Source organism: Rhodococcus sp. BH4, assembly GCF_002079265.1.
In the GTDB taxonomy this organism is placed as follows: Bacteria; Actinomycetota; Actinomycetes; order Mycobacteriales; family Mycobacteriaceae; genus Rhodococcus_F; species Rhodococcus_F qingshengii.
This window is the reverse complement of the sequence record NZ_CP014941.1, coordinates 6,210,237-6,231,657: the sequence shown is the minus strand read 5'-3', so window position 1 is coordinate 6,231,657 and position 21,421 is coordinate 6,210,237. Positions and strand designations below refer to the sequence as shown.

Genomic DNA, 21,421 nt, shown 5'->3' with positions numbered 1-21,421 from the left:
ATCTGCCCCACGTCGTTTTCATGTGTGTTACGAGCCGAGCCGAGATCCGTCCTTCTTCCAGGCTGCAACTACCGACGGGCGAGGCTGGGCGGAACCACCGTCGGGCCAATGGGATGCGGGGCTTTCGATGCTGGCGTCGTCGGTCTCGCCGGGGTGCTGGACGCAGACGATGACGCGCTTCTCGTCCACGATGGGGCCGCAGGTTTCGGCGCCGACGGGAACGGTGAGGAACTGCTTTGTCTCACCGCGGTTTTCGCCTTCGAGGACAACGCTGAACAGCCCGTCGTTGGACTTGAGTGCGTTGCCGTCGGTGGAGATCCACAGATTGCCGTGCGGGTCGAAGGCAAGGTTGTCCGGGCATGAGATGGGGCTGACCTTGCTCTTGTCGAACCCGCCGAAGTAAGTATCGGCTGTGGCCGGATCTCCGCAGACGAGAAGAAGATTCCAGCCGAAGGTGGTGCCGGCGTGGTCGTCGGTGATTTCGAGGACCTGGCCGTTCTTGTTGTTGTTCCTCGGGTTCGCCTCGTCGGCCGCGGCGCCACCGTCGACTCCGCGCTTGGTGTTGTTGGTCAGTGCGACGTAAACCTTGCCGCTCTTCGGGTTTGCCTCGAAGTCCTCGGGGCGATCCATCTTCGTTGCCCCGACCTTGTCACCGGCCTGGCGGGTGAAGACGGCGACCTCTTCGGCGCTCATACCGTCTACCAGCGATTCGCCCTTGCCGTCTTCGCCGGTGCGCAGGATGGCTACCCACTCGCCGGTTCCGTCGAACTTGCCGTCCGACGGAAGTTTGCCGCTGCCGTCGATCTCGCCGGCGGAGTTTCCGCTGAGCTTTGCGACGTACAGTGTTCCGGCGTCGAGCAGAGTCATGTTGTGGCGCATGGCTGCTTGACTCTTGCCGTCCTGCATCTTTCGGCTGGAGACGAACTTGTACATGTAGTCGAAGCGCTCGTCGTCGCCGCTGTAGGCGACGACGGTGCCGTCCGACGTGATGTAAATGGTGGCGGCTTCGTGCTTGAAACGTCCGAGCGCTGTGTGCTTGATCGGAGTCGACGACGGATCCCAGGGATCGATCTCGACGACGTATCCGAATCGGTTGACCTCGTTGGGTTCTGCGACCAGATCGAACCGCTTGTCGAATCGTTCCCACTTGCGCTCGGAAGCGGCACCGGCAAGACCGTAGCGCTTCAGTCGCGCTGCGACCGTGGGATCGGTGACACCCTCGGCGTTCGCGAAGTACTGGTTGAAGTTCTCTTCGCCGGAAAGCACTGTGCCCCAGGGGGTGACGCCGCCGGCGCAATTGTTGAGGGTGCCGAGCACTTTGGTTCCCGTGGGATCGGCACTCGTCTTGAGGAAGTCGCTGCCTGCAGCGGGGCCGGTCACGACAAATTCCGTGGTTCCGGTGATGCGGCGGTTGTTCGATCCGATCTCCGGTACGAGCTTGCCGTTGTCGGATTCGCCCTTGACCTGGACGACCGACAGTCCGTGGCTGGCGAGGCCGATCTTGAACTGCTCCTCGGTCGGGTTCTCCGCATCGTAGCCGCGGAACATCGCCGGCTCGGTGGAGTATTCGTGATTGACCACGAGTAGGTAGGTGTTGGGCTGCCCGTCGACCGGGAGCAATCCGGCGAAGTCGTTGTTGAATCCGAACTGCAGTTCCTGCGCTGCCGCAGTCTGCTTGTCGAAGTCGAAAGCCGGGGCGCCGGCGAGAACGGCGTCACCCCAGCGAATCACGACGGCTTGATCGTATCCGTCAGGGACGGTGACCTTGTCTTCCTTGTTGGGCGCGACAGCGCTGAAGTTCGTCCCCGTTGGTGTCGATCCGCCGCTGCTGCCGCTCGTCGAACCGGTTCCCGGTTCCGCACTTGCGGATTCGTCCGAACACGCGACGAGGGCGCTGCCCGCTCCCACCGCGAGGACTGCCATGCCGCTGCCCCGGAGCAAGCCGCGACGACTCAGCGCTGTGCGTGCGATGTCGCGGAAGTACTCGCCGCCCGAGGTGTTGGGGACCTCGTGAGAGCACGCGTTTCCGCACTTGTACTGGCAGGTGATCGACGCGCGCGCAGACACGCCGTCGTGTTTGACGAACAAGGCCAAAGGCTTGATAGCCACCGTGAACTCCCGAGATTCGATGTACGGACTTCGGGAACCGTAGAAGCTCTAAGCAAGGGTAAAGGAACGTAAAAATGAACGGCAAAACAACGAGGTGACCCTTACCCGCGGTTTACGACGCGTCCCCGCGGGGACGTCGCATGACATTTGTCATCGCTGATCCGTGACGGTGTCACCGCAGGTGATGACGCTGTGCACTGTTTTCGGCTCTGACTTCCCGCGAAGCTTGTATGCATGAGAGAACCACATGAGGGAAGCCTCCTGACGGACCTGATGGACATCGGACCCGCACCCACGATGGGCCGCGAACTTGTAGTGATCGTGGTGAACATCGCGATCGTCGGAGTGGTGTTCGCGATCATCGGCTCCAATCCGGTGTTCTGGATCCTTGTTGCCGCTCTCGCTGTCTATGCGGGTATTCGATTCGCGATCGGACTGCGCGGCTGGAACCGAGCGGAGGCGCAGCGATGAAGGGCGATCCCGTGATCGACGTAGTCGGAATGTCGCGGCGTTACGGCTCCGGTAAGGAGGCGTTCGATGCTGTTCGCAATCTGGATCTGAGTGTTCAGGAAGGCGAGCTGTTCGGCCTCCTCGGAACCAATGGTGCCGGCAAGACATCCACCCTCGAAGTGATTCAGGGTCTTTCACGAGCCAGTGCCGGAACGGTGCGCGTTCTGGGCATGGATCCGGTGCGCAACCGCAAGCAGATTCGCCCGTCGCTTGGCATCATGCTCCAGAAGGGTGGCTTGCCCCAAGACCTGACTGCTCGTGAGAGTTTGGCGATGTGGGCCGGAACCTGCTCGAATCCGCTGCCCGTGGACGAGGTGCTCGAGCGCGTGGACATGCGTGACCGTGGTGATACCCGCGTGAAGTTCCTCTCGGGAGGTGAGGCGCGGCGACTGGATCTGGCGTGCGCGATCATCGGCCGGCCACTCGTCCTGTTTCTCGACGAGCCGACTACTGGTTTGGATCCCGAAAGTCGACGTAACACTTGGCAATTGATCGCTGACTTGAAAGCGTCGGGCGTCACCATCATGTTGACGACGCATTACCTGGACGAAGCCGAGTCCCTGTGCGACCAGTTGGCGATCATGCACCGAGGATCGGTGGTGCGCAGCGGAACCGTGGCGGACGTCGTCGCGGATCATCCTGCCCAGATCAAACTGCACCGTCCCGGTCTTCCGCTCCCGGCCCTGGCCGGCGCCGAGGTACGCGTCGAAAACGATCTGGTGGTGATCACCACTCGCACAGTGCAGGAGACGCTGACGGAACTGCTGCTGTGGGCACAGCACAACAACATCCTGCTGACCGGCCTGGATGCCCGCGCGGCATCCCTGGAGACCGTATTCCTCTCCATTGCAGACCAATTCGATCATCACGCAACTCTCGAAGGAGCGTCGGCATGAACCGCATAGCAACCCTGTCTCGTTCGGAGTTCACGCTCCTGGGACGAAATCGACTGTTGCTCTTCAACGCAATCGTCCTCCCGTTGATCTTTCCCGTGGGGATGCTGTACCTGTCGCGCGATGGCGGGTTGTCCGACAAGTCGGTGTCGGCAGGCCTCGAGGTGTTTGCACTCTTCCTGCTCGTGTTCGTGGTCTTCTACAACCTCCTGTCGGTGTACGCGACGCGTCGTGACGAGTTGGTTCTCAAGCGACTACGGACAGGGGAATGCAGCGACGCCGAGATCCTCGCGGGCCCGGCAGTGCCGTCGTGGGTTCTCACCGGCCTGTTGACGGTGGTGATCGGAATCGCCGTGATGGTTCTGGGCGGTAGTGCTCCGGTCAATCCGGTCCTGGTGCTGGTCGCGGTGATCGGCGGCGCCGCGCTCTTCACGGCGCTGGCGTTGATCACTTCGGCTGTCACGCGAAATGCAGAGGCGGCGCAGATCACCTGCATGCCGATTCTGATTCTGGCGACGGCAGGTATGTCCTCGATCAGGAATGTCGTGCCGGACAACGTTGCTCGCATTCTCGATTTCACTCCGCTGGCCGCAGTAGTGGACCTTCTCAATCTCGGATGGCTGGGGCGGACCACTGGCGAACTGGCTGATCTGGGCGATGCGCCCGGTGCGGCAGCCGGATTTGTCGACACCTTCGGTTCGGCTGCGCAACCGCTGTTGGTCATGCTGGCGTGGATCGTCGGTTCGGTTCTGATCGCGAACGTCCACTTCCGCTGGGAACCGCGTTCGTAGAACTCTGAGAAGGTAGTGGGCATGATCGCGCAGAACTTCGGACGCTGGAATCCGAGACGGACGTGGCGAACCGCGTCGAACGTCGACAAGGTTCGCCTCTACACGCGGCAATCGTTCATCATGGTCGCAGTGGTTTTCGGTGGCTTCGGTGCGGTCACCGAGATAGTTGCGGATCGGTACCTGTCGGGTGTCTTCCTCGGAATCAGTGCCGTTGCGTGCGTCATCGCCGTGCCTCGGATGCCTGATCTGGGCGGAGTCGTGGCCAAGCCCGTCCAGATTCCTCTTGCCGTGATGACGTTGTCGGCGTTCTGCTCGGCGGGAATTGCCTTGGGAAGCAATGGCGAGAACGGCCCGTACTTCTGGCTGGCGGCAATCCTTGTCGTGCCACTTGCGGGGTTGACGTCGTTGCGCTGGCTGATCGTGGGCTCGGTGGCCGCCGGGGTTGTACTGGGACTGCTTGCGGGTCCGGAAAGCGGCGTGTCCGTCGGAATCGTCGCCGCCTTCATGGGGCTGACCGTCTACATGTCGGTGTGGCTGCTGCGGATGGTCACCGAATTGGACGAGGCACGCGGAGCCGCTGCCGCTCTGTCCGTCGCCGAGGAACGGTTGCGATTTTCACGCGACCTCCATGACGTCGTCGGGCGGGCACTGTCTGCAATTGCGGTGAAAAGTGAACTTGCAGCTACTCTTTCACGACGTGGCGACGATCGTGCCGCCGCGCAGATGGACGAAGTACGCGAACTTGCGCAAGATTCACTCGACGAAGCGCGCGAGTTGGTTCGGGGATACCGGTCCATCGCCTTGGCGTCCGAGCTGGCCGGTGCGCAGTCTCTGCTCGAGGCCGCCGGAATCTCCACCGCGATACGTGGATCGGCAGATCAGCTGCCGGTGGAACTGGCCGAAGCTGCCGCCTGGGTCGTCCGCGAAGGAGTGACCAACATTCTCCGGCACTCGAGTGCCGAGAATTGCAGCATCGAGGTGTTCGCGGACGGCGTCGTGATCGCCAACGACGGCGCACGGATCGCAGAGCCGAACAACGGAACCGGCCTGAACGGATTGCGCGAGCGCGTCGGCGCCGTCGGAGGAATTGTCGAAACCGTGCAGGACGAAGATCGCTTCACCCTCACCGCCCACTTTCCGTCCCGAACGAAGGAGTCTCGGTGACCGAGCCGATCAAGGTACTGCTGGCCGACGACGAGAACCTGATCCGCTCGGCTCTGGCCATGATGTTGTCGCTCGAGGACGACATCGTTGTCGTCGCGGAAGCCGAATCCGGCGAGGATGCCGTGGTCGCTGCTGCAAAACATCAACCTGATGTAGCCGTGCTCGACCTTCAAATGGCAGGTATCGACGGCATCGAGACGGCGCAACAGATTGCGCAGACGGTCTCGGGGTGCGTCTCGATCATCGTGACGAGCCACGGGCGTCCCGGGTATCTGAAGAAGGCACTGTCAGCAGGCGTCCGAGGATTTCTGCCGAAGACGACGCCTGCGGCGACGCTCGCCGAGGTGGTCCGCAGCGTCCACGCGGGCGGGCGGTACGTCGATCCGTCGTTGGCTGCCGAGGCAATCGGCGCCGGCGACTCACCGCTTACTCCGCGCGAAGCGGACGTACTCGAGTACGCGGCCGACGGAGCATCCATCGAGCAGATCGCTTCCCGGGCACACCTCTCGGCAGGAACCACCCGGAACTATCTGTCGTCAGCTGTCACCAAACTCGGTGCTGCCAACCGGCACGAAGCAGCGGTGATCGCCCGCCGGCAGGGGTGGATTTAGGGCCTTCGGCCCCGTGCGCCTTTCTGGTTGCGGGCACTACCAAAAAGGCGCACAGGGCCGAAGGCCCCGCAATGTCGAGAATCCCCGACTTGCTTCGTCCCTGTAGTGAAGTGCGACCAGAATGGGTGGCACCGACACAGAGGAGATTCACGATGGCCAAGTACTTGCTGCTCAAGCACTACCGCGGCGCTCCGGCTGCAGTCAACGACGTGCCGATGGACCAGTGGACGCCGGACGAGATCACTGCCCACGTGAAGTACATGCAGGACTTCGCGGATCGGCTCGAGAAGGCGGGCGAGTTCGTCGACGGTCAGGCTCTCGCTCCTGAGGGCACCTTTGTCCGGTACGACGGTGAGGGTCGCCCGCCGGTCACCGACGGTCCGTTCGCGGAAACCAAGGACCTCATTGCCGGCTGGATGGTGATCGACGTCGACAACTACGACCGTGCCGTCCAATTGGCCGGCGAGCTCTCGGCCGCGCCCGGCGCAGGCGGGAAGCCGATTCACGAATGGCTCGAACTGCGCCCGTTCCTGACCGAGCCGCCGACCATCACGGACTGAAACCTGTCATGGACGACGCCCTGCTTCGGAGTCTGACTCCGAGCGTGCTCGGCATCCTCGTCCGCCGCGGAGCAGATTTCGCGTCGGCCGAGGACGCCGTGCAGGACGCTCTGCTCGAGGCGGTCAGGGTCTGGCCGGACAACCCGCCGCGGGACCCGAAGGGCTGGCTGGTCACGGTGGCCTGGCGGCGGTTCCTCGACGGGATCCGTTCGGATGCGGCTCGTCGCAAGCGGGAGTTTCTGGCGGACGAGCAGCAAGGCGAGCGGCCGGTCAGCGGGTCGGTGCCGGGCGTGGACGACTCACTCCAGCTCTACTTTTTGTGCGCGCACCCGTCGTTGACGCCGTCGTCCGCCGTCGCACTCACGCTGCGCGCTGTCGGCGGGCTGACCACCCGCCAGATTGCGCAGGCCTACCTGGTGCCCGAGGCGACTATGGCTCAGCGCATCAGCCGAGCCAAGCGCACGGTCTCCGGCGTCCGGTTCGAGCAACCCGGCGATGTCGCCACCGTCCTGCGTGTCCTCTATCTGGTCTTCAACGAGGGGTACTCCGGCGACGTCGACCTGGCTGCCGAGGCCATCCGGCTCACCCGGCAGTTGGCGGCCGCGATCGATCACCCCGAAGTCGCAGGGTTGCTCGCACTGATGCTGCTCCATCACGCTCGTCGAGCCGCGCGAACTGCCGCGGACGGCAGTCTGGTTCCGCTAGCCGAGCAGGATCGCAGCCGGTGGGACACCGATTCGATTGCCGAAGGAGTCGCAATCCTCCAGTCAGCTCTCGCCCGCGACCGGCTCGGTGAGTTCCAGGCCCAGGCCGCCATTGCCGCACTCCATGCCGACGCTTTCACAGCAGACGAGACCGATTGGGTGCAGATCGTGGAGTGGTACGACGAACTCGCAGCCCTGACCGACAGCCCGATCGTCCGGCTCAACCGAGCGGTGGCGGTCGGCGAGGCGGACGGGCCACGCGCCGGATTGGCAGCTCTTGCAGCGCTGGACGATTCACTTCCACGCCATGCCGCAGTCGAGGCCTATCTCCGTGAACGCGACGGAGACCTGGAGTCGGCGGCGAGGTTGTATGCCGATGCAGCGCACAAGGCATCCAACCTCGCCGAACGCGACCATCTGATGCTTCAGGCGTCGAGGATCAACGCCCGTCGATCCCCTGCAAGCGCCCCTGAGTCAGAGAACCTGTGAGAGGAACGCCTGCAGTCGATCTGTTTCGGGATCGTCGAAAAGCTGTTCCGGAGTACCGGTTTCGACAACGGCGCCGCGATCCATGAACAGCACCTTGTCGGAAACGGAACGCGCGAAACCCATTTCGTGCGTCACGACGACCATGGTCATGCCGGACTTCGCGAGATCGGCCATCAATGCCAGAACACCCTTGACCAGTTCGGGGTCGAGAGCTGACGTCGCCTCGTCGAAGAACATGACCTCGGGCTTCATCGCCAGGGCGCGGGCAATGGCGACGCGCTGCTGCTGACCACCCGAAAGGTTGCCGGGCCGCGAGTCGGCCTTCTCCCTGAGCCCCACCAGATCCAGCTGCTCGAGCGCGAGCGCCCGAGCTTGTTCCTTCGACAAACCCTTGAGCTTGTTCGGCCCAAGTGCGATGTTCTCGGCGACGGTCTTGTGTGGGAACAGGTTGAAGTGCTGGAACACCATGCCGATTCGCTGGCGAAGCTCGTCGGGGTTGTCCTTCAGGACGGACTTCCCGTCGAGCAGCACGTCACCCTGCTCGGGCTCGTGCAGACGGTTCAGCACGCGCAGGAGCGTCGACTTGCCCGAACCGGAGGGCCCGATGACGGTGACGGTGTTTCCGGCGTCGACGTGCAGGTTGACGCCGCGAAGCACCTTGTTGGTGCCGAAGGACAGATGCAGGTCCTTGCCGGTGAGCGATACGGACTTCAGTTCAGAGCTGGTGGTCATGTCCTCAGCCCCTTTCCACGACGATGGCCTGCTCGAGCGGATCCAACGTGCCTGAAGTGTCGGCGCGTCCGGTCCGGAGTCGGTTGTCGATGTAGTTGACGAGGTGCGTCAGCGGGATGGTCAGAGCAAGGTAGAACAAGCCTGCCGCAACGAGCGGGGACAGGCTGCCGGTCTGGGCGTTGAGATCACGTCCGACGGCAAAGAGTTCCCGCTGGGTGACCAGCAGACCGAGGAAGTAGATCAGCGACGAGTCCTTGATCAGCGAGATGAACTGGTTCATCAACGCCGGCAGAACGCGTCGTACACCCTGCGGGATGACGACCAGCGACATGGACTTTCGGTAGCTGAAACCGAGGGCACGTGAAGCCTCGAGCTGCCCGGACTCGACGCTCTGGATTCCGGATCTGAAGATCTCACCGATGTATGCCGACGCGAGCAGTGACAGCGCCGCGACACCGAGCCAGTACGGATTGCTACCGGTGATTCCCTTGACGATCGGTCCGACGCCGAGCCCGATGATCAAGATGATGACGACTGCGGGCAGGCCACGGAAGATATCGGTGTAGACGCGGGCCGGCCAGCGCAGCCAACGGGTGCGCGAGATACCGGCGACAGCGAGCAGCATGCCGAGGATCGTGCCGATGATGCCGGACGCGAGCGCAAGGATCAGGGTGTTGGGAAGACCGGTCTTGAGGAGATCGGGGAATGCCTTCTTGTACAGATCCCAGTCGAAGAACGTGTCCTTGAGCTGTTCGAGCGTCGACTTCGGTTGGTACGACGCGGTATCGCCACCGTCACCGTTTGCTGCGTTTTCCGCGGCAATGGCTGCGAAGTCGGGCAGTTCCGGAGTGGCCGCGGCCTTGGATCCGGGCTTCCAGCCTTCAGGGAGTTGGCGCGGTACCCAGTCGGCGTACAGCTGAGACCAGGTTCCGTCGTCGATGACTGCGTCGAGGCCGGAGTTGAGGGCGTCGATCAGGGGCTGGTTTTCCTTGTTCACCGCCCAGCCGACGAAGTTGTTGACCGAGAAGGTGTTCTGGATGATCGAGGTCGGATCACCGGGAGCGATTGCACCTTCGGCCTGCTGAGACGGAGCTACCCAGGCGTCGATCTGTCCGGACTTGAGGTTCGCGTACGCCGTGGCGTAGTCGGGAAACTTCACGGGATCGAGCTTGAGCGTGTTCACGACGTAGTCGTCCTGCACGGTTCCCTGTACGACGCCGATGCGCTTGGAGGCGTCCAGGTCTCCGAAGCCGGTGATCGGGCTGCCGTTAGGCACGACGAGGGAGAAGTATCCGAAGTCGTAACCGTTGGTGAAGCCGACGGTGTTGCGACGGTCGTCCGTGGTGGTGATGGACGACGAGCCGACGTCGAAGCGTCGACCGGCAACCTGGGCGAGAAGCCCGGCGAACTCGGTGCCGACGAACTCGACCTTCAGGCCCAGCTTGTCCGCGACGGCCTTCAGCAGCTCGTTGTCGTATCCGGTGTACTGATTCTCGGAGTTGACGCAGATGCTCGGGGGCGCGTCACCGAGCGTGCCGACCGTGATGACCCCGGGTTTGATCAGATTCAGCTTCGAGGTGTCGATCTGATCGACCGGGGTGACGGTGGCCGTGGTGTAGCGGTCTTCGGCGCCCGCACCCGCTGCCGCGTCCAGATTGGTGGGCGCCGCGGTTGCAGCTCCCACTCCTGGAGGTGCACACAGGTCTGTGGGGGCTGCCGACGAATCCGAGCCACTCGAGCACGATGACAGAGTCAGCGCCAGAAGGGCAGTGAGGAGCAGTGCCACCACCAGGCGGATCTTCGCTGCGACGGAAGAAAACATGCGTGCAGCGTAAACCTAAGGGTAGCCATTTCTCCGTGTAGAACTGTTGACAGTTTTCGGACAAGGGGCCGTTGCGCTGCGGGCATGCCTTCAAATCAGCGTGATTTTAAGTATCGCCAGGTCGGGGAATCTCGTGCCGTAGAGATCAATATAAAACGGTCTGGTCGGTATAGCCGACGCCCAGGGGGTCGCTCCAGGTGGTCCACACGTCTGGCCCGAGTTCGATCTCGGCTGTGGTGAGTAGACACGCGTCGAGTTCTCGGTGCAGTCGAGACGGGTCGATGGATTGGCCGATGAAGACGAGTTCTTGTCGGCAGTCTCCGACGGGTTCTTCCCACTTGTCGAGGATTCCGTCACGACGGTAATCGTCGGCCGGCCACTCGTCACGGGGTAGAAACTTCCACCAACGGCCGACGTATCCGTGGCGAATGAGATGACCGGCCTGAGAAATACTCCCGATCTCGGTGAACCGGCCGGCATTCCAGTAGTAGCCCTTGGCCCGAAGTAACTTTCCGTTGGTCCACTCGCTGCTGAGGAAATCATGCAGCCGTTGGGGGTGGAAGGGTGCGCGCTCGCGGTACACCACCGAACTGATTCCGTACTCTTCGGTTTCGGGGATGTGTTCACCTTGGAGTTCTTGTAACCATCCGGGGGCCTGTGCAGCCTTTTCGAGCGAGAACAAACCGGTGTCGAGAATCGTGTCGAGTGGGATGCGACCGAGCGTCATCGGAACTATCGCAGCGGATGCGTTCAAAGAGCGCAGGACTGCGGTCAATTCGACCAGGTGCTGGTGCGAGACGAGATCGGCCTTGCTCACCAGGATGACGTCGGCAAATTCGATCTGATCGACAAGCAGATCCGCGATGTCTCGTGCGTCTTCCGGGGCATCGGCTTCGACGCGGCCCCCAGCCGTGTAGTCGCGCAGAAAACTGTGGCCGTCGACGACGGTGACCATGGTGTCGAGTCGGGCGACGTCGGCGAGGGCGTGGCCGTCGGTATCGATGAATGTGAACGTCTCTGCGACGGGAAGCGGTTCGGAGATGCCCGAAGATTCGATGAGTAGGTAGTCGAATCGGCCATCGGCGGCCAAGGCACTGATCTCGGAAAGAAGATCCTCTCGCAGAGTGCAGCAGATGCAGCCGTTGGTCATCTCGACCAGTTTCTCCTCGGAGCGACTGAGCGAGATCTCACGCTCGACTTCTGCACTGTCGATGTTGATTTCGCTCATGTCGTTGACGATCACCGCGACCCGCCGACCCTCTCGATTTCGCAGGATCTCGTTGAGTAGTGTCGTCTTCCCGGCGCCCAGGAAACCTGACAGCACCGTGACCGGAAGTCGTGTGTCGACCATGATTTCCAGTGTCCTTCCGAATGAGAGAATTGCTGTGATCAGGCGGCGGTCACGCGAAACGCTGTGATCGCGTGACCGCCGCCCGGAATGTTGGACGATCAGGCCGCAGGCTCGAGGTAACCCTCGAAAAGGTCGACTACGACGCTGCCGCCGTCGGTGTCGCTACCGAACAATTCCTCGGCGTCGAACTTCACGTGGTACGTCGGTTCTTCGCCGGCGTCGTTGCGCCCGTGGCCGATTGCGTCGGGAAATGGCCACTTCTCGGTAGTCCGATGAGAGATGGTTCCCACTCGTCCGCGGCAGTACGCAGGCATTCGAATATGCCCCGGAACGTACTCGTCGCGCACGCGTACTCGCTGACCGACTTCGAAGGTGGTCGTCTCGACGGGTGCCGGACGCCCTTCGGATTCGCTGGGCCGCGACAGTGGGAACGGTCCCCCTGCAAGGCTTTCGAGTTCTTCCTGCGTCAGGATTCCCTTTTCGACCATCAGTGTCGCGACGCCGATGACGTACCTCTCGTAGTACGGGGTCATCATGTAGTGGCGTGGTTCCATCCGCTCGACGACGTATCGAACTTCGTCGACGCTGAATGCCCCGAGTTCGGCGACACCGGCGAACATCAGGCTGTACGGCAGGTGTTCCCACTCGGCGTGGAAGGTTGGGCCGATGTCGGCGTTGACGGTATGCGGGACTTTGCCGAAGCCTTGAACTCCGGCAAGATCGTGTACTCCATCCATGGTGTGCTTCTTTCTTGTCGGGGTGATCAGACGGTGGGGACCTGCGGGACTGCGACGCCGATCAGGCAGTCCTTGGTGACGATCTCTTGAAGCTGTTCCTGGCTCCAGCCTTCGGTGCCTGCGGGACGTTGCGGGAGAACCATGTAGCGAGTTTCGGCGGTGGTGTCGTAGACGCGGATCTCGACGTCCGACGCGATCTCGGTTCCCATCTCGGAGAGAACCTTCCGTGGCTCACGCACCACTCGCGCACGGTATTCGAAACTCTTGTACCAGGTAGGGGGCAGGCCGAGAATGGGCCACGCGGTGCATGAACACAACGAGCACACGATCACGTTCTTGAGGGTCGGGGTGTCTTCGACTGCCACGATGTACTCGCCCTGGGGGCCCAGATATCCGTACTGGGCAACCGCGGCGGTACCGTCGGTGAGAAGCAACTGCCGGAACTCGGGGTCGGTCCACGCCCGCGCGACCAATTCCGCTCCGCGCCTTGGACTGAAGTCCTCCTCGAAGGTCTTCTTCCATCCCTCGACGTAACCGTCGGGTACCAATCCCTTACCGTCGAGTGCGCGGAACAGGGCCCACGCCCGGTCGGAGACCGGCGCCTGGGCCGGTGCGGCGTTCTCCGTTGTGTGGTCGATCGTTACTGACATCTGGTTCACCTTTTCTATGCGGGCTGATCATGTGTGAATCGGTGGAATTTGTTGTGCAAGTGCGGATACAGAACTAGGTGAGGCTGAGTTGTGGTGCAGAGTCGGAGATGTGGTCGGCAGGCGTCGGAAACGCGCCGCGAAGCTTTTCGAATGCGCGCCCGACCCGGAGGACCGTCGCATCGTCGAAGGTCTTGCCGGTGATCATCATTCCGACCGGAAGCCCGTTCACCAGGCCGGCGGGAACGGACAGGGACGGATGTCCGGTCACGTCGAACGGTGCTGTGTTGGCGATCATCCCGAGAGCCTTCGTGATGAAGGTTGCACGATCCACGTCCTTCGCCGGTAGTTCGGATGCGACGTAGGGCAGTGTGGGCATCACCAGGACGTCGAATTGTCTCAAGGCAGTGTCGTAGGCGGCGCGGGCGAGCGGTACGAGGTTCCGGGCTTTGCCGTAGCTCGCGCCGCCGAGGGTGGTGATGCCGTGGTGGCCGGTCAGAGCCACCAGTTTGACGGTTTCGGACAGAGCGTCGGCGTGCTGAAGGCGTCGAGAAGCAAAGTGTGCCATCAGTTCCGGGTCGTACAAACCTTCGGCGTTCATGCCGTATCCGTTGCCGTCCAACATCTGGTAGGCACCACCGTCCGTGGCGATCACGTTCCAGATGTGGAAAGCATGTAGGTGCCACGGGATGTTTACTTCCTCTACCGTGCAACCGATTTCGGACAGACTGTGTGCCGCTGCGCGGACTGCGTCGTCGACCTCGGGCTGTGAGACCGCGTGCCCGAAACCTTCTCGAACGATCCCGATTCGCAGACCATCCACATCGGAGTCGAGGGTGGACAGATAGTCACCTGCTTCGACGCTGTCGGCTTGGCGTGGGTCGTTACCGTCGCGACCGGCGATGACCGAGAGCATCAGTGCGGCATCGTGGACCGTGCGTGTGATCGGGCCGAGATGGTCGATTGTTCGCTCGATGGGAAATGCCCCGGTATACGGGACGAGCCCGAACGTCGGCTTGTGTCCGACGACGCCGCAGAATGCCGCCGGGATCCGGATCGATCCGCCCTGATCCCCGCCGATGGCAAAATCGACGTCACCGTTTGCGACGAGAGCCGCACTGCCACCGGATGATCCACCTGCTTCACGCTGTGGGTCCCATGGATTGCGGACCGGTCCGCTTGCCGGTGTGAAGCTCGAACCGGAGAAACACAGGTCCTCACACACAGCTTTGCCCGCGACGGTTGCACCGGCCGCCAGTAGTCGAGTGACCACAGTCGCGTCGCGAGACGGAGTGAACCCCTCTACTGTCCGAGACCCGTTCATCATCGGAACTCCGGCCACGGTCACGTTGTCCTTGATCGCCACGCGTCGGCCGGTCAGGACGCCGTCCGACGTCGGCGGGATGCTTGTGGTCACATACCAAGCGCTCAAAGGATTTTCGCTCGCTGTTGGCACCGTGTGCTCACGTGACGTGGTCGGCGGGGTTGCCTCGTCGGCGTACAACTGGTCGACGACGTCGTAGGAGCCCAGTGCTCCGTCGATCAGTGCCGGCCACTCGAGCCGGGCTGATTGGTCGAGAGTGATGCCGTAATGCTTTGCGGCGGTGTCTATTGCATTGTCGTCAGGTCGGATTGTCGCCATGAGAAGTGTGCTCCTGATGTGATCGGCTTCACTTGTCTTCCAGACTAGGGCCGGATCCATAATTGCGTCAATAGGTATCGACATATTGACTCGTTAAGTTCGGGTTACGCGCGCTCAGAGAGAGCGGGGGTACAGGCGCCCACGGCGTGATTCAGCGAGCAGAATCGGTCGATGCAGTGGAACGCCGTTGTTCGTAGAGCTTTTCGACGTCGTGACAAGCTGCCGAAGTACTGTTTCCGGATCGCCTGCCGACGTTCGTTCGACTGCGCGTGCGTAAGCGACGATCGCTTCGTATGTTGTCTCCGACAGGGAACTGAGCGGAGGCAGGAGTTCGTTCGAGCTCGCGCTGTATCGCTTTTCGAGGTCGTGATCGCCGGCTGCGGATTGAAAGTAGCCGAATGCCGCCCAGACTCCGTCGGCATCGGAATTGCCGATGAGCTGCTGAGTGGCCTCGTCGAGGACCAATGCAAACGTCCGCGTGGTGGCCCGCAGTCCGTGCTGGGCGCATTGTCGTTCGAAGAAGACCTCGTCATGGCCCACCAGGGTGGAAAGAATCAGTTCGGCCCCGGAGTCGGCTATCGACTCGATGATGCGTGAGAAGTCGGTTGTCCCCAACGGTACGTAGACTTCGCCGGCCACCGAACCTGTGGATTCGGCGATCACACGCCGGGCCGCCCAATGCGCTCCGAACGACCACGAATACTGCTGGCCGACCAGGAACCAAGTGCGAGAACCGGTCTCGGACATCATTGCGGGTATACCCGCTCGCGTCTGGTCGAGTGGTCGCTCACCCAATCGAAGGACTCCCGGACGCGATCGACCTCCCTCGTTGAGAACTGTGTGCACCAACAGCACACCGGTGTTCTGCAATGCAGATGCAGCGGCATTGAAGGTCGACGATGTCACGCACGCGAAAACGGCGCGACATCCGCTTTTCACCAATCGCAGTGCGGTCGCCGCTCCGGCCGCCGAGTCGGAAGCGTCATCGCCGATCACCAAGTCGACGAGAACGCCGCCGACGCCGCCGTCGGCATTGATTTCTTCCACGGCCAGGGCTGCGAGTGTTTCTGTCGCCTGGGCGAATACAGCTGCCGGGCCGGATTTGCTGACCAGCAGCCCGATCCGATGTCGGTCGGAACGCGGAGGTTCGGGTGGAGCGAATCCGCGCTTGTTGGCAAGCCAGGAAATGCCGTCCTGATCGAGGCTGGACTCGAGAACGATCCGGGTCCCGGCGCCGTCGGGAAAGAACCGGATCGTCAGGCGGCCGCGCCACGGTTGGTGGTGCACGATCACGACCGATCGGCCCCGCTTCACGCCGGCGACGTATCCCAACAGCGTGATCGGCATTCCGACTGGATCTGCGCGTGCGCCGTCGCCGACGGGAAGGGAGATGGCGGCAGCGGCCCCGACCGTCAGTTGCTCACATTCGAGTTCGAGCAGTTGCCCCGTTTCGAGGCGCTCGAAGGCTGAGCCTGGTGGGTCGGTCGTCACGATCTGTGCCGTTACGGAGAGACCTGGCACGTTCTACTTCCTGCCTGAAATAGGTGCTGGGGCTCAACAAGGCCTCACGCTCGGCGACGCACCGATGCGACGTCTGAATCCTCAGTCGCAGTGGCCGGCAACTCGGAGGCGTTCGAACCTGCTTCCAGCGCTCGCCCGAGGACGTCGCGCAGGAACTGGAGTGCATCGTTGGCGGGCCCCGATGGATCTATCGAGAACAGGCGATGACGTCCTTGACGCCGTTCGACGATCACGCCGGACAACCGCAGCGCCTTGAGATGTGTGGATACCGTGGTGCGACCGACCGTCGAAATTTGATCGCTGATGAAGCCCGCGTTGCACTCGCCGTGTGTAGCCAGCGTGTCGAGAATCTGTCGACGCACTTGGTCGGCCAGCACAGCAAACGCCAACTCTTCGTTTCGTTGAGTAGTCACTGTCTGCTGTCCGCGCTTCCTCGATGGTCTCTACTGAGATATGTCGACACCCGTCAACATATCTCGAGTTGCCTCCGAGGGAAAGAATGTGGCCGAAGATTGCCGGCGACTTCGGTCAGTGCTCGGCGGTGATCACCGCGTCGCGCAGCATTCCGGTCCCGGGATGGCAATTGATGTACTCGTAGAGCTGATCGGCGGCATCGAATACCGAGACCTCATGGTAGAGACGCAATTTCGACAGGCCCTCGGCCACCCGGAAGAACGTCGTGAAGATCCGTAGATGGGTCGGGTGGGATTCCGACCACCGTTCGAGTTGGTCGAGGGAGGCCCAGTGGCCGATGTTGTAGCTCAAGTCGAGGAAGTTTCCGTCGATGTCGATATTGCGTACGAATCGGTTGCTGTAGCACCCGACGGCCGGGCCGTTGTCGCGGAGGAAGTCCATGCCCGATTGAAGAGTGGGCAGGATTTCGTCCAGGTAGAGGCTGCGCTCGTCTGCTTCCGCGTCGGCCCAGTCCTGCCCGGACCTGATCAGTGCGATGTTGTCGTGTCCCCGCACTACTACGCGTCCACCTACGGCGGGGTCACCGGCGACGACCCGCAGTTCGCCCGAGGCCTGCATCCAGTCGGTTTGGGAGATCGGAAACCGCTCGCGCATCGAACCCCAGTAGCCGTGCTCGTTGATTTCGCCGCTGACACCGTCCATGACAGCTCCCACCCCGGGGAGGTCGTCTTGGAACGCGTAGAGCGTTTCGAATTGTTCGGCTCTCGGTGCCACGATCTCGCGGAAGAACCCCAATCCGTCCGACAGGCGGTCTTCGGACTCCCACCAGGAGGACACTGGAGGTGATGTGCTCCAACGATGTTGGGAAGAAACATCTTTCCAGTAACCGACCACGATCAGGTTCTCGTAGCCCTGGTTGTCGATGTGATGGGTGAGATCGTGGTGTGCCGGTCCGTCCGGCAAGTCGAAGCCGGCGACGATATCCCGCATCGCCCGCAGTGCTGCCGGGCGCTGATCCTCGCCGCGGAACTGCACGCCGAGATAGCCCATCACGACCTGGTGCAATGTGTCGTCTGCGCGCCCGACCCACATGGGAAACGGTGGCGTATAGGTATCCGGGACCCGCCTGGTCAGAGTGCGCGGGCATTGAAGGTGTTCGCCGATTGCAGATTCCATGAGTGCTCCCTGTGATGTAGGTGGTCGAATCGGGTGCCTGGCACTTGGCAACGCCGTGCCGAAAATCTACGCCCGCTCAGCCGAGCAAACTTGGCCGTCAGCGCCCGATGCTTGGCCTACCGTGCCAAGAATTGTGGATACGTTTCGGCGACAGAAAATTTTGAACACCATGTTCAATGGGTAAGTGTCCGAAGATGTTACAGATCAGCGGGTAGTACTTGTGGGGGCCGCTGCTTGCGACCGGTACCGCCGCGGGCTGATCCCGAATTCCGCCTTGAAGGCTCGACTGAAGGCGGCCAGGTCGGTGAATCCCCAGCGGTGAGAAATCTGGGTCAGCGACCGCTCTACTCCGTGTCGTTGCACGATCTCACGACGGCAACCGTCGAGTCGACGGCTGCGAATCGACCGTGACACCGTCGTGCCGTGTTCGGCGAAGGCTCGGTGCAACTGCCGAATGGAGACTTTGACCGATCCCGCGATGTCCACCGGAGACAGGGCCGGGTCTGCGATGCGGGCGTCTATGACCGACAGGGCGGATTCGTAGAGGCTGGTTCGCCGCGAGGTGATCGGTCGCGCAGTTGTGTGAAGAACGGACTTGACCAGGTTGCCGATCTCGTTGACGACTTCCTCTTCGTCTCCGCTTGCGTCGGACGTCATGCGGACGGAGGCAAGATCGTGAAGAAAGCGACCAAGCAGGCCACTCAGGCCCGCGTGTCCGTCGAAGGCGATGGCGGTCAGGCTCGTGACCTCCGCGTCGCTGAGCGACAGGTACGACCGTGGCCAGGTGAACACCTCGAGTCCCCAGATGCCGTCGTGTGCGTGTCCCTCGATCTGCCAATCGAAGGGGCGCGTGGTGTCGTACAGGACGTAGTCGCCACGTCGCAGGACGCATTCGCGGTCGTCTTGGCGCACTACCGCGCTACCGCGGCGGATCATCCCGATCTGCAGATAGTCCGCGCCGTCGCTTTTGATGAGGCTGTTGCTACGGACTATTCGTTGTTCCATCGATTGAACTGCGGATACCCGAACGTGTGCGAGTTGGGCCGAGTGGACGGCCCCGCTGAATCGATCGCCGTCTCCGATATCGGATACGTCGAGCGCGACAAAATGCTCGCGCAACAAATCTGCCCAGTCGCCCGTGAGAGTCGTGCGTGTGGGCAGGGAGAAGCCGGATCGCGCGAGCATTGCAGGGCGCCTCCTCGCAGAAAAGCCGAAGTTCTCGGGTGCTCGATGTTCAGAGAGTAATCCCGCACATCAGACATGTCGATAGAAGTCGACATGTCATCGCGTCGGGAAGAAATTGTTTGCCATACAAACAACGCCGAGTTATTGTTTGTCGTACAAACAAGTAGGAGTTCGTGATGGCCACCGAGGCAGTTCCCGCAGCGCGCGCGACGCGTGAGTCGGGCAAGCAGACGCGCATGGCGCTGTTCAACGCCGCAACCGAGCTGTTCCTCGAGCACGGCGACAGCGTCTCCATCGCGCAGATCTGCGCGGCCGCCGGCGCCCATCCCAACCAGGTGACCTACTACTACGGCTCCAAAGAAAAGCTCTTCGTCGAGGTGGCGTGCGCGGCCGTTCTGCGCGCAGGCAAGCGTGCCGAGGTCGATGCCGCCGACGCCGACACGGTCGGCGATTACACCGAGAAGCTGGTCGGATCCCTCCTGGGCTCGGGCGCTCCCAGCGTCGAACTCTTCGTGGAAGCGATGATGATGACGGGTCGTCGTGGTGAACTCCGCGACCTGATCTCCGAAACGCTTCGCACTCTGCACTCCTCGGGCGAAACCGCCCTCCTCCGTACCTTGATCCGCACCGGCTGGCAGCTGCGCGCGGGCATCGACGTCGAGTCCAAGGCCTTCTGGTCTGCGATCTTCGGCCTCGTCATCCAGAAGACTGCCACCGGCGAGAGCTTCGGCTACTCCCTCGAGGAGGCGGTTGCCGTCATCTTCGCCACCCTCCAGATACCCGACGCCGTACTCAACAGCTCGATGGAATGAACTCTCTTCGAGCGTGATTCTCCGACAAGGACTTCGATGAATATCGTTCGCGTATTCGACAGCAACGTCACCAAGACCCCGGACAAACCCTTCCTGATATTCGACGGTCACGATCACACGTACTCCCAGGTTCAGGACGGAAGTCGACGCGCCGCAGGCTATTTGCAGTCGCTGGGCGTGCAGCCGGGCGACCGCGTCGCGCTGATGTGTTACAACACTCCGGGATTCGTGTACGCGATGCTCGGTGCCTGGCGCTTGGGCGCCGTCGTGGTCCCCATCAACCACAAGATGCAGACTCCGGAAGTTGCCTACGTGCTGGGACACGCGAAGGTGTCGGTGTGCGTCTTCGACGGTGAGTTGGCGCCGGTTGTCGGTCGACTGGAGACAACGGCCAAGCTGATCAGCACGGACTCTGTCGCAGACGGTTTCGACTTCTTCGACGACGCCATCACCCGCCAGGAGGGCGTCGACGGTATCGACATCGACGAGAACGATCCGGCTGAAATCCTCTACACCTCGGGGACTACCGGCTCGCCCAAGGGCTGCGTCCACAGCCACCGCAACGTCGTCGGTGTTGCCGTCACCGCGGCCCTCGCCGTGTCGACGACTCGGGACGAGCGACTGCTCATGGCCGTGCCGATCTGGCATGCTTCCCCGCTCAACAACTGGTTCATGTCCACGCTCTACATGGGCGGAACCGTCGTGCTGCTGCGCGAGTACCATCCCGTCAAATTCCTGGAAACAGTTCAGGAACAACGCATTACCCTCTGCTTCGGCCCGCCGGTCATCTACACCACTGCACTCAACCTCGTGCCGAACTTTGCCGACTACAACCTCGGAAGCGTTCGTGCGTGGTTGTACGGCGGGGGACCGATCGGCGCGGATGTCGCTCGGCGACTGGTGGAGTCGTACGGCACCACCGAATTCCGGCAGGTCTACGGCATGACCGAGACCGGGCCAGTGGGCACCGTGCTGTACCCCGAAGAGCAGTTGAGCAAGGCGGGCTCGATCGGCCGCGTCGCGCTGGCCGGCGTCGACCTGCGCCTGGTTGCCGATGACGGCACCGACGCGGAGCCCGATCAGATCGGTGAGATCTGGCTGCGCGCCGACACCGTCATGCAGGGGTACCTCGACGACCCCGCTGCCACGAAGGCTGCTTTTGCCGACGGCGGTTGGTATCGCACCGGCGATCTGGCGCGCAAGGATGCGGACGGTTACCTCTTCATCGTCGACCGCGCGAAGGACATGATCATCACGGGCGGCGAGAACGTCTACTCCAAGGAGGTCGAGGACGTGATCTCCGGCCACCCGGACGTCGTCGACGTCGCCGTTGTCGGAAAACCCAACGAAGAATGGGGCGAGACCGTCGTCGCGCACGTCGTCTGGCGTGAACCGGATGTCATCAGCGCCGACGACATCAAGGACTACCTCTCGGACAAGTTGGCGCGCTACAAGATTCCGCGTGAAGTGGTGTTCGCGACGATTCTTCCGCGTACACCGACCGGCAAGATCCAGAAGCACCTCATCCGCGCAGCGAGCTGAAAGGCCTGT

At 62.2% G+C, this 21,421-nt stretch carries 20 protein-coding genes; 9 read left to right on the top strand and 11 right to left on the bottom strand.

Annotated elements, in window-relative coordinates; translation table 11 throughout:
* Positions 1–27: 27 nt before the first annotated feature.
* Positions 28–2,109, bottom strand: a complete 2,082-nt coding sequence (locus A0W34_RS28915) for a PhoX family protein (protein ID WP_081558703.1) — start codon at positions 2,107–2,109, stop codon at positions 28–30.
* Between the two features lie 234 nt (positions 2,110–2,343).
* Here A0W34_RS28915 and A0W34_RS28910 point away from each other — a divergent pair, with 234 nt between their 5' ends.
* From A0W34_RS28910 to A0W34_RS28880, 7 genes are all read left to right on the top strand, one after another.
* Entirely contained in the window at positions 2,344–2,580 is a 237-nt protein-coding gene (locus A0W34_RS28910) for a hypothetical protein (protein ID WP_223304396.1), read from the top strand.
* Complete coding sequence (locus tag A0W34_RS28905) at positions 2,577–3,515, top strand: ABC transporter ATP-binding protein (protein ID WP_003945975.1); 939 nt, start codon at positions 2,577–2,579, stop codon at positions 3,513–3,515. Before A0W34_RS28910 ends, A0W34_RS28905 begins: the two co-directional genes overlap by 4 nt.
* The gene (locus A0W34_RS28900; RefSeq protein WP_003946064.1) at positions 3,512–4,303 is read left to right on the top strand and encodes an ABC transporter permease; all 792 of its coding nucleotides are present in this window, start codon (positions 3,512–3,514) and stop codon (positions 4,301–4,303) included. The genes A0W34_RS28905 and A0W34_RS28900 overlap by 4 nt, the downstream gene beginning before the upstream one ends.
* 21 nt (positions 4,304–4,324) lie before the next feature.
* Positions 4,325–5,467, top strand: a complete 1,143-nt coding sequence (locus A0W34_RS28895; protein WP_081558702.1) for a sensor histidine kinase — start codon at positions 4,325–4,327, stop codon at positions 5,465–5,467.
* Complete coding sequence (locus tag A0W34_RS28890; protein ID WP_003946002.1) at positions 5,464–6,078, top strand: response regulator transcription factor; 615 nt, start codon at positions 5,464–5,466, stop codon at positions 6,076–6,078. The genes A0W34_RS28895 and A0W34_RS28890 overlap by 4 nt, the downstream gene beginning before the upstream one ends.
* A gap of 152 nt (positions 6,079–6,230) precedes the next feature.
* Positions 6,231–6,638, top strand: a complete 408-nt coding sequence (locus A0W34_RS28885; protein WP_003945999.1) for a YciI family protein — start codon at positions 6,231–6,233, stop codon at positions 6,636–6,638.
* 8 nt (positions 6,639–6,646) lie between these two features.
* A complete protein-coding gene (locus A0W34_RS28880; RefSeq protein ID WP_081558701.1) occupies positions 6,647–7,831 on the top strand; it encodes an RNA polymerase sigma factor in 1,185 nt (394 codons plus the stop codon).
* On the opposite strand, the gene A0W34_RS28875 is transcribed toward A0W34_RS28880, so the two are convergent.
* The 10 genes from A0W34_RS28875 to A0W34_RS28830 form a co-directional block, all read right to left on the bottom strand.
* A complete protein-coding gene (locus tag A0W34_RS28875) occupies positions 7,817–8,563 on the bottom strand; it encodes an amino acid ABC transporter ATP-binding protein (protein WP_003946070.1) in 747 nt (248 codons plus the stop codon). The two genes, A0W34_RS28880 and A0W34_RS28875, sit on opposite strands and share 15 nt — an antisense overlap.
* 4 nt (positions 8,564–8,567) lie before the next feature.
* Positions 8,568–10,385 carry an ABC transporter substrate-binding protein/permease gene (locus A0W34_RS28870; protein ID WP_003946057.1) on the bottom strand — a complete coding sequence of 606 codons (1,818 nt, stop codon included), beginning with the start codon at positions 10,383–10,385 and terminating at the stop codon, positions 8,568–8,570.
* 145 nt (positions 10,386–10,530) lie between these two features.
* A complete protein-coding gene (zigA, locus tag A0W34_RS28865; RefSeq protein ID WP_081558700.1) occupies positions 10,531–11,736 on the bottom strand; it encodes a zinc metallochaperone GTPase ZigA in 1,206 nt (401 codons plus the stop codon).
* Between the two features lie 98 nt (positions 11,737–11,834).
* Positions 11,835–12,473, bottom strand: coding sequence for a nitrile hydratase subunit beta (gene nthB / locus A0W34_RS28860; protein WP_030537652.1), 639 nt, complete (start codon positions 12,471–12,473; stop codon positions 11,835–11,837).
* 26 nt (positions 12,474–12,499) lie between these two features.
* Positions 12,500–13,123 carry a nitrile hydratase subunit alpha gene (nthA, locus tag A0W34_RS28855; RefSeq protein ID WP_042450854.1) on the bottom strand — a complete coding sequence of 208 codons (624 nt, stop codon included), beginning with the start codon at positions 13,121–13,123 and terminating at the stop codon, positions 12,500–12,502.
* Positions 13,124–13,196: 73 nt separating this feature from the next.
* Positions 13,197–14,762, bottom strand: a complete 1,566-nt coding sequence (locus A0W34_RS28850) for an amidase (protein WP_081558897.1) — start codon at positions 14,760–14,762, stop codon at positions 13,197–13,199.
* A 114-nt stretch (positions 14,763–14,876) separates the two neighbouring features.
* Positions 14,877–16,283 (bottom strand): substrate-binding protein, encoded by a 1,407-nt coding sequence (locus A0W34_RS28845; RefSeq protein WP_042450634.1) that lies wholly within the window; start codon positions 16,281–16,283, stop codon positions 14,877–14,879.
* A gap of 44 nt (positions 16,284–16,327) precedes the next feature.
* Positions 16,328–16,696, bottom strand: coding sequence for an ArsR/SmtB family transcription factor (locus A0W34_RS28840; protein ID WP_007735244.1), 369 nt, complete (start codon positions 16,694–16,696; stop codon positions 16,328–16,330).
* A gap of 115 nt (positions 16,697–16,811) precedes the next feature.
* Positions 16,812–17,873, bottom strand: coding sequence for an aliphatic aldoxime dehydratase (gene oxdA / locus A0W34_RS28835; RefSeq protein WP_007735242.1), 1,062 nt, complete (start codon positions 17,871–17,873; stop codon positions 16,812–16,814).
* Between the two features lie 204 nt (positions 17,874–18,077).
* The gene (locus A0W34_RS28830) at positions 18,078–19,058 is read right to left on the bottom strand and encodes a helix-turn-helix domain-containing protein (protein ID WP_047270147.1); all 981 of its coding nucleotides are present in this window, start codon (positions 19,056–19,058) and stop codon (positions 18,078–18,080) included.
* Positions 19,059–19,234: 176 nt separating this feature from the next.
* Between A0W34_RS28830 and A0W34_RS28825 the strand changes: the two genes are divergently transcribed.
* Complete coding sequence (locus tag A0W34_RS28825) at positions 19,235–19,870, top strand: TetR/AcrR family transcriptional regulator C-terminal domain-containing protein (protein ID WP_081558699.1); 636 nt, start codon at positions 19,235–19,237, stop codon at positions 19,868–19,870.
* Between the two features lie 36 nt (positions 19,871–19,906).
* Complete coding sequence (locus A0W34_RS28820) at positions 19,907–21,412, top strand: class I adenylate-forming enzyme family protein (RefSeq protein WP_020971425.1); 1,506 nt, start codon at positions 19,907–19,909, stop codon at positions 21,410–21,412.
* Positions 21,413–21,421: the final 9 nt, after the last annotated feature.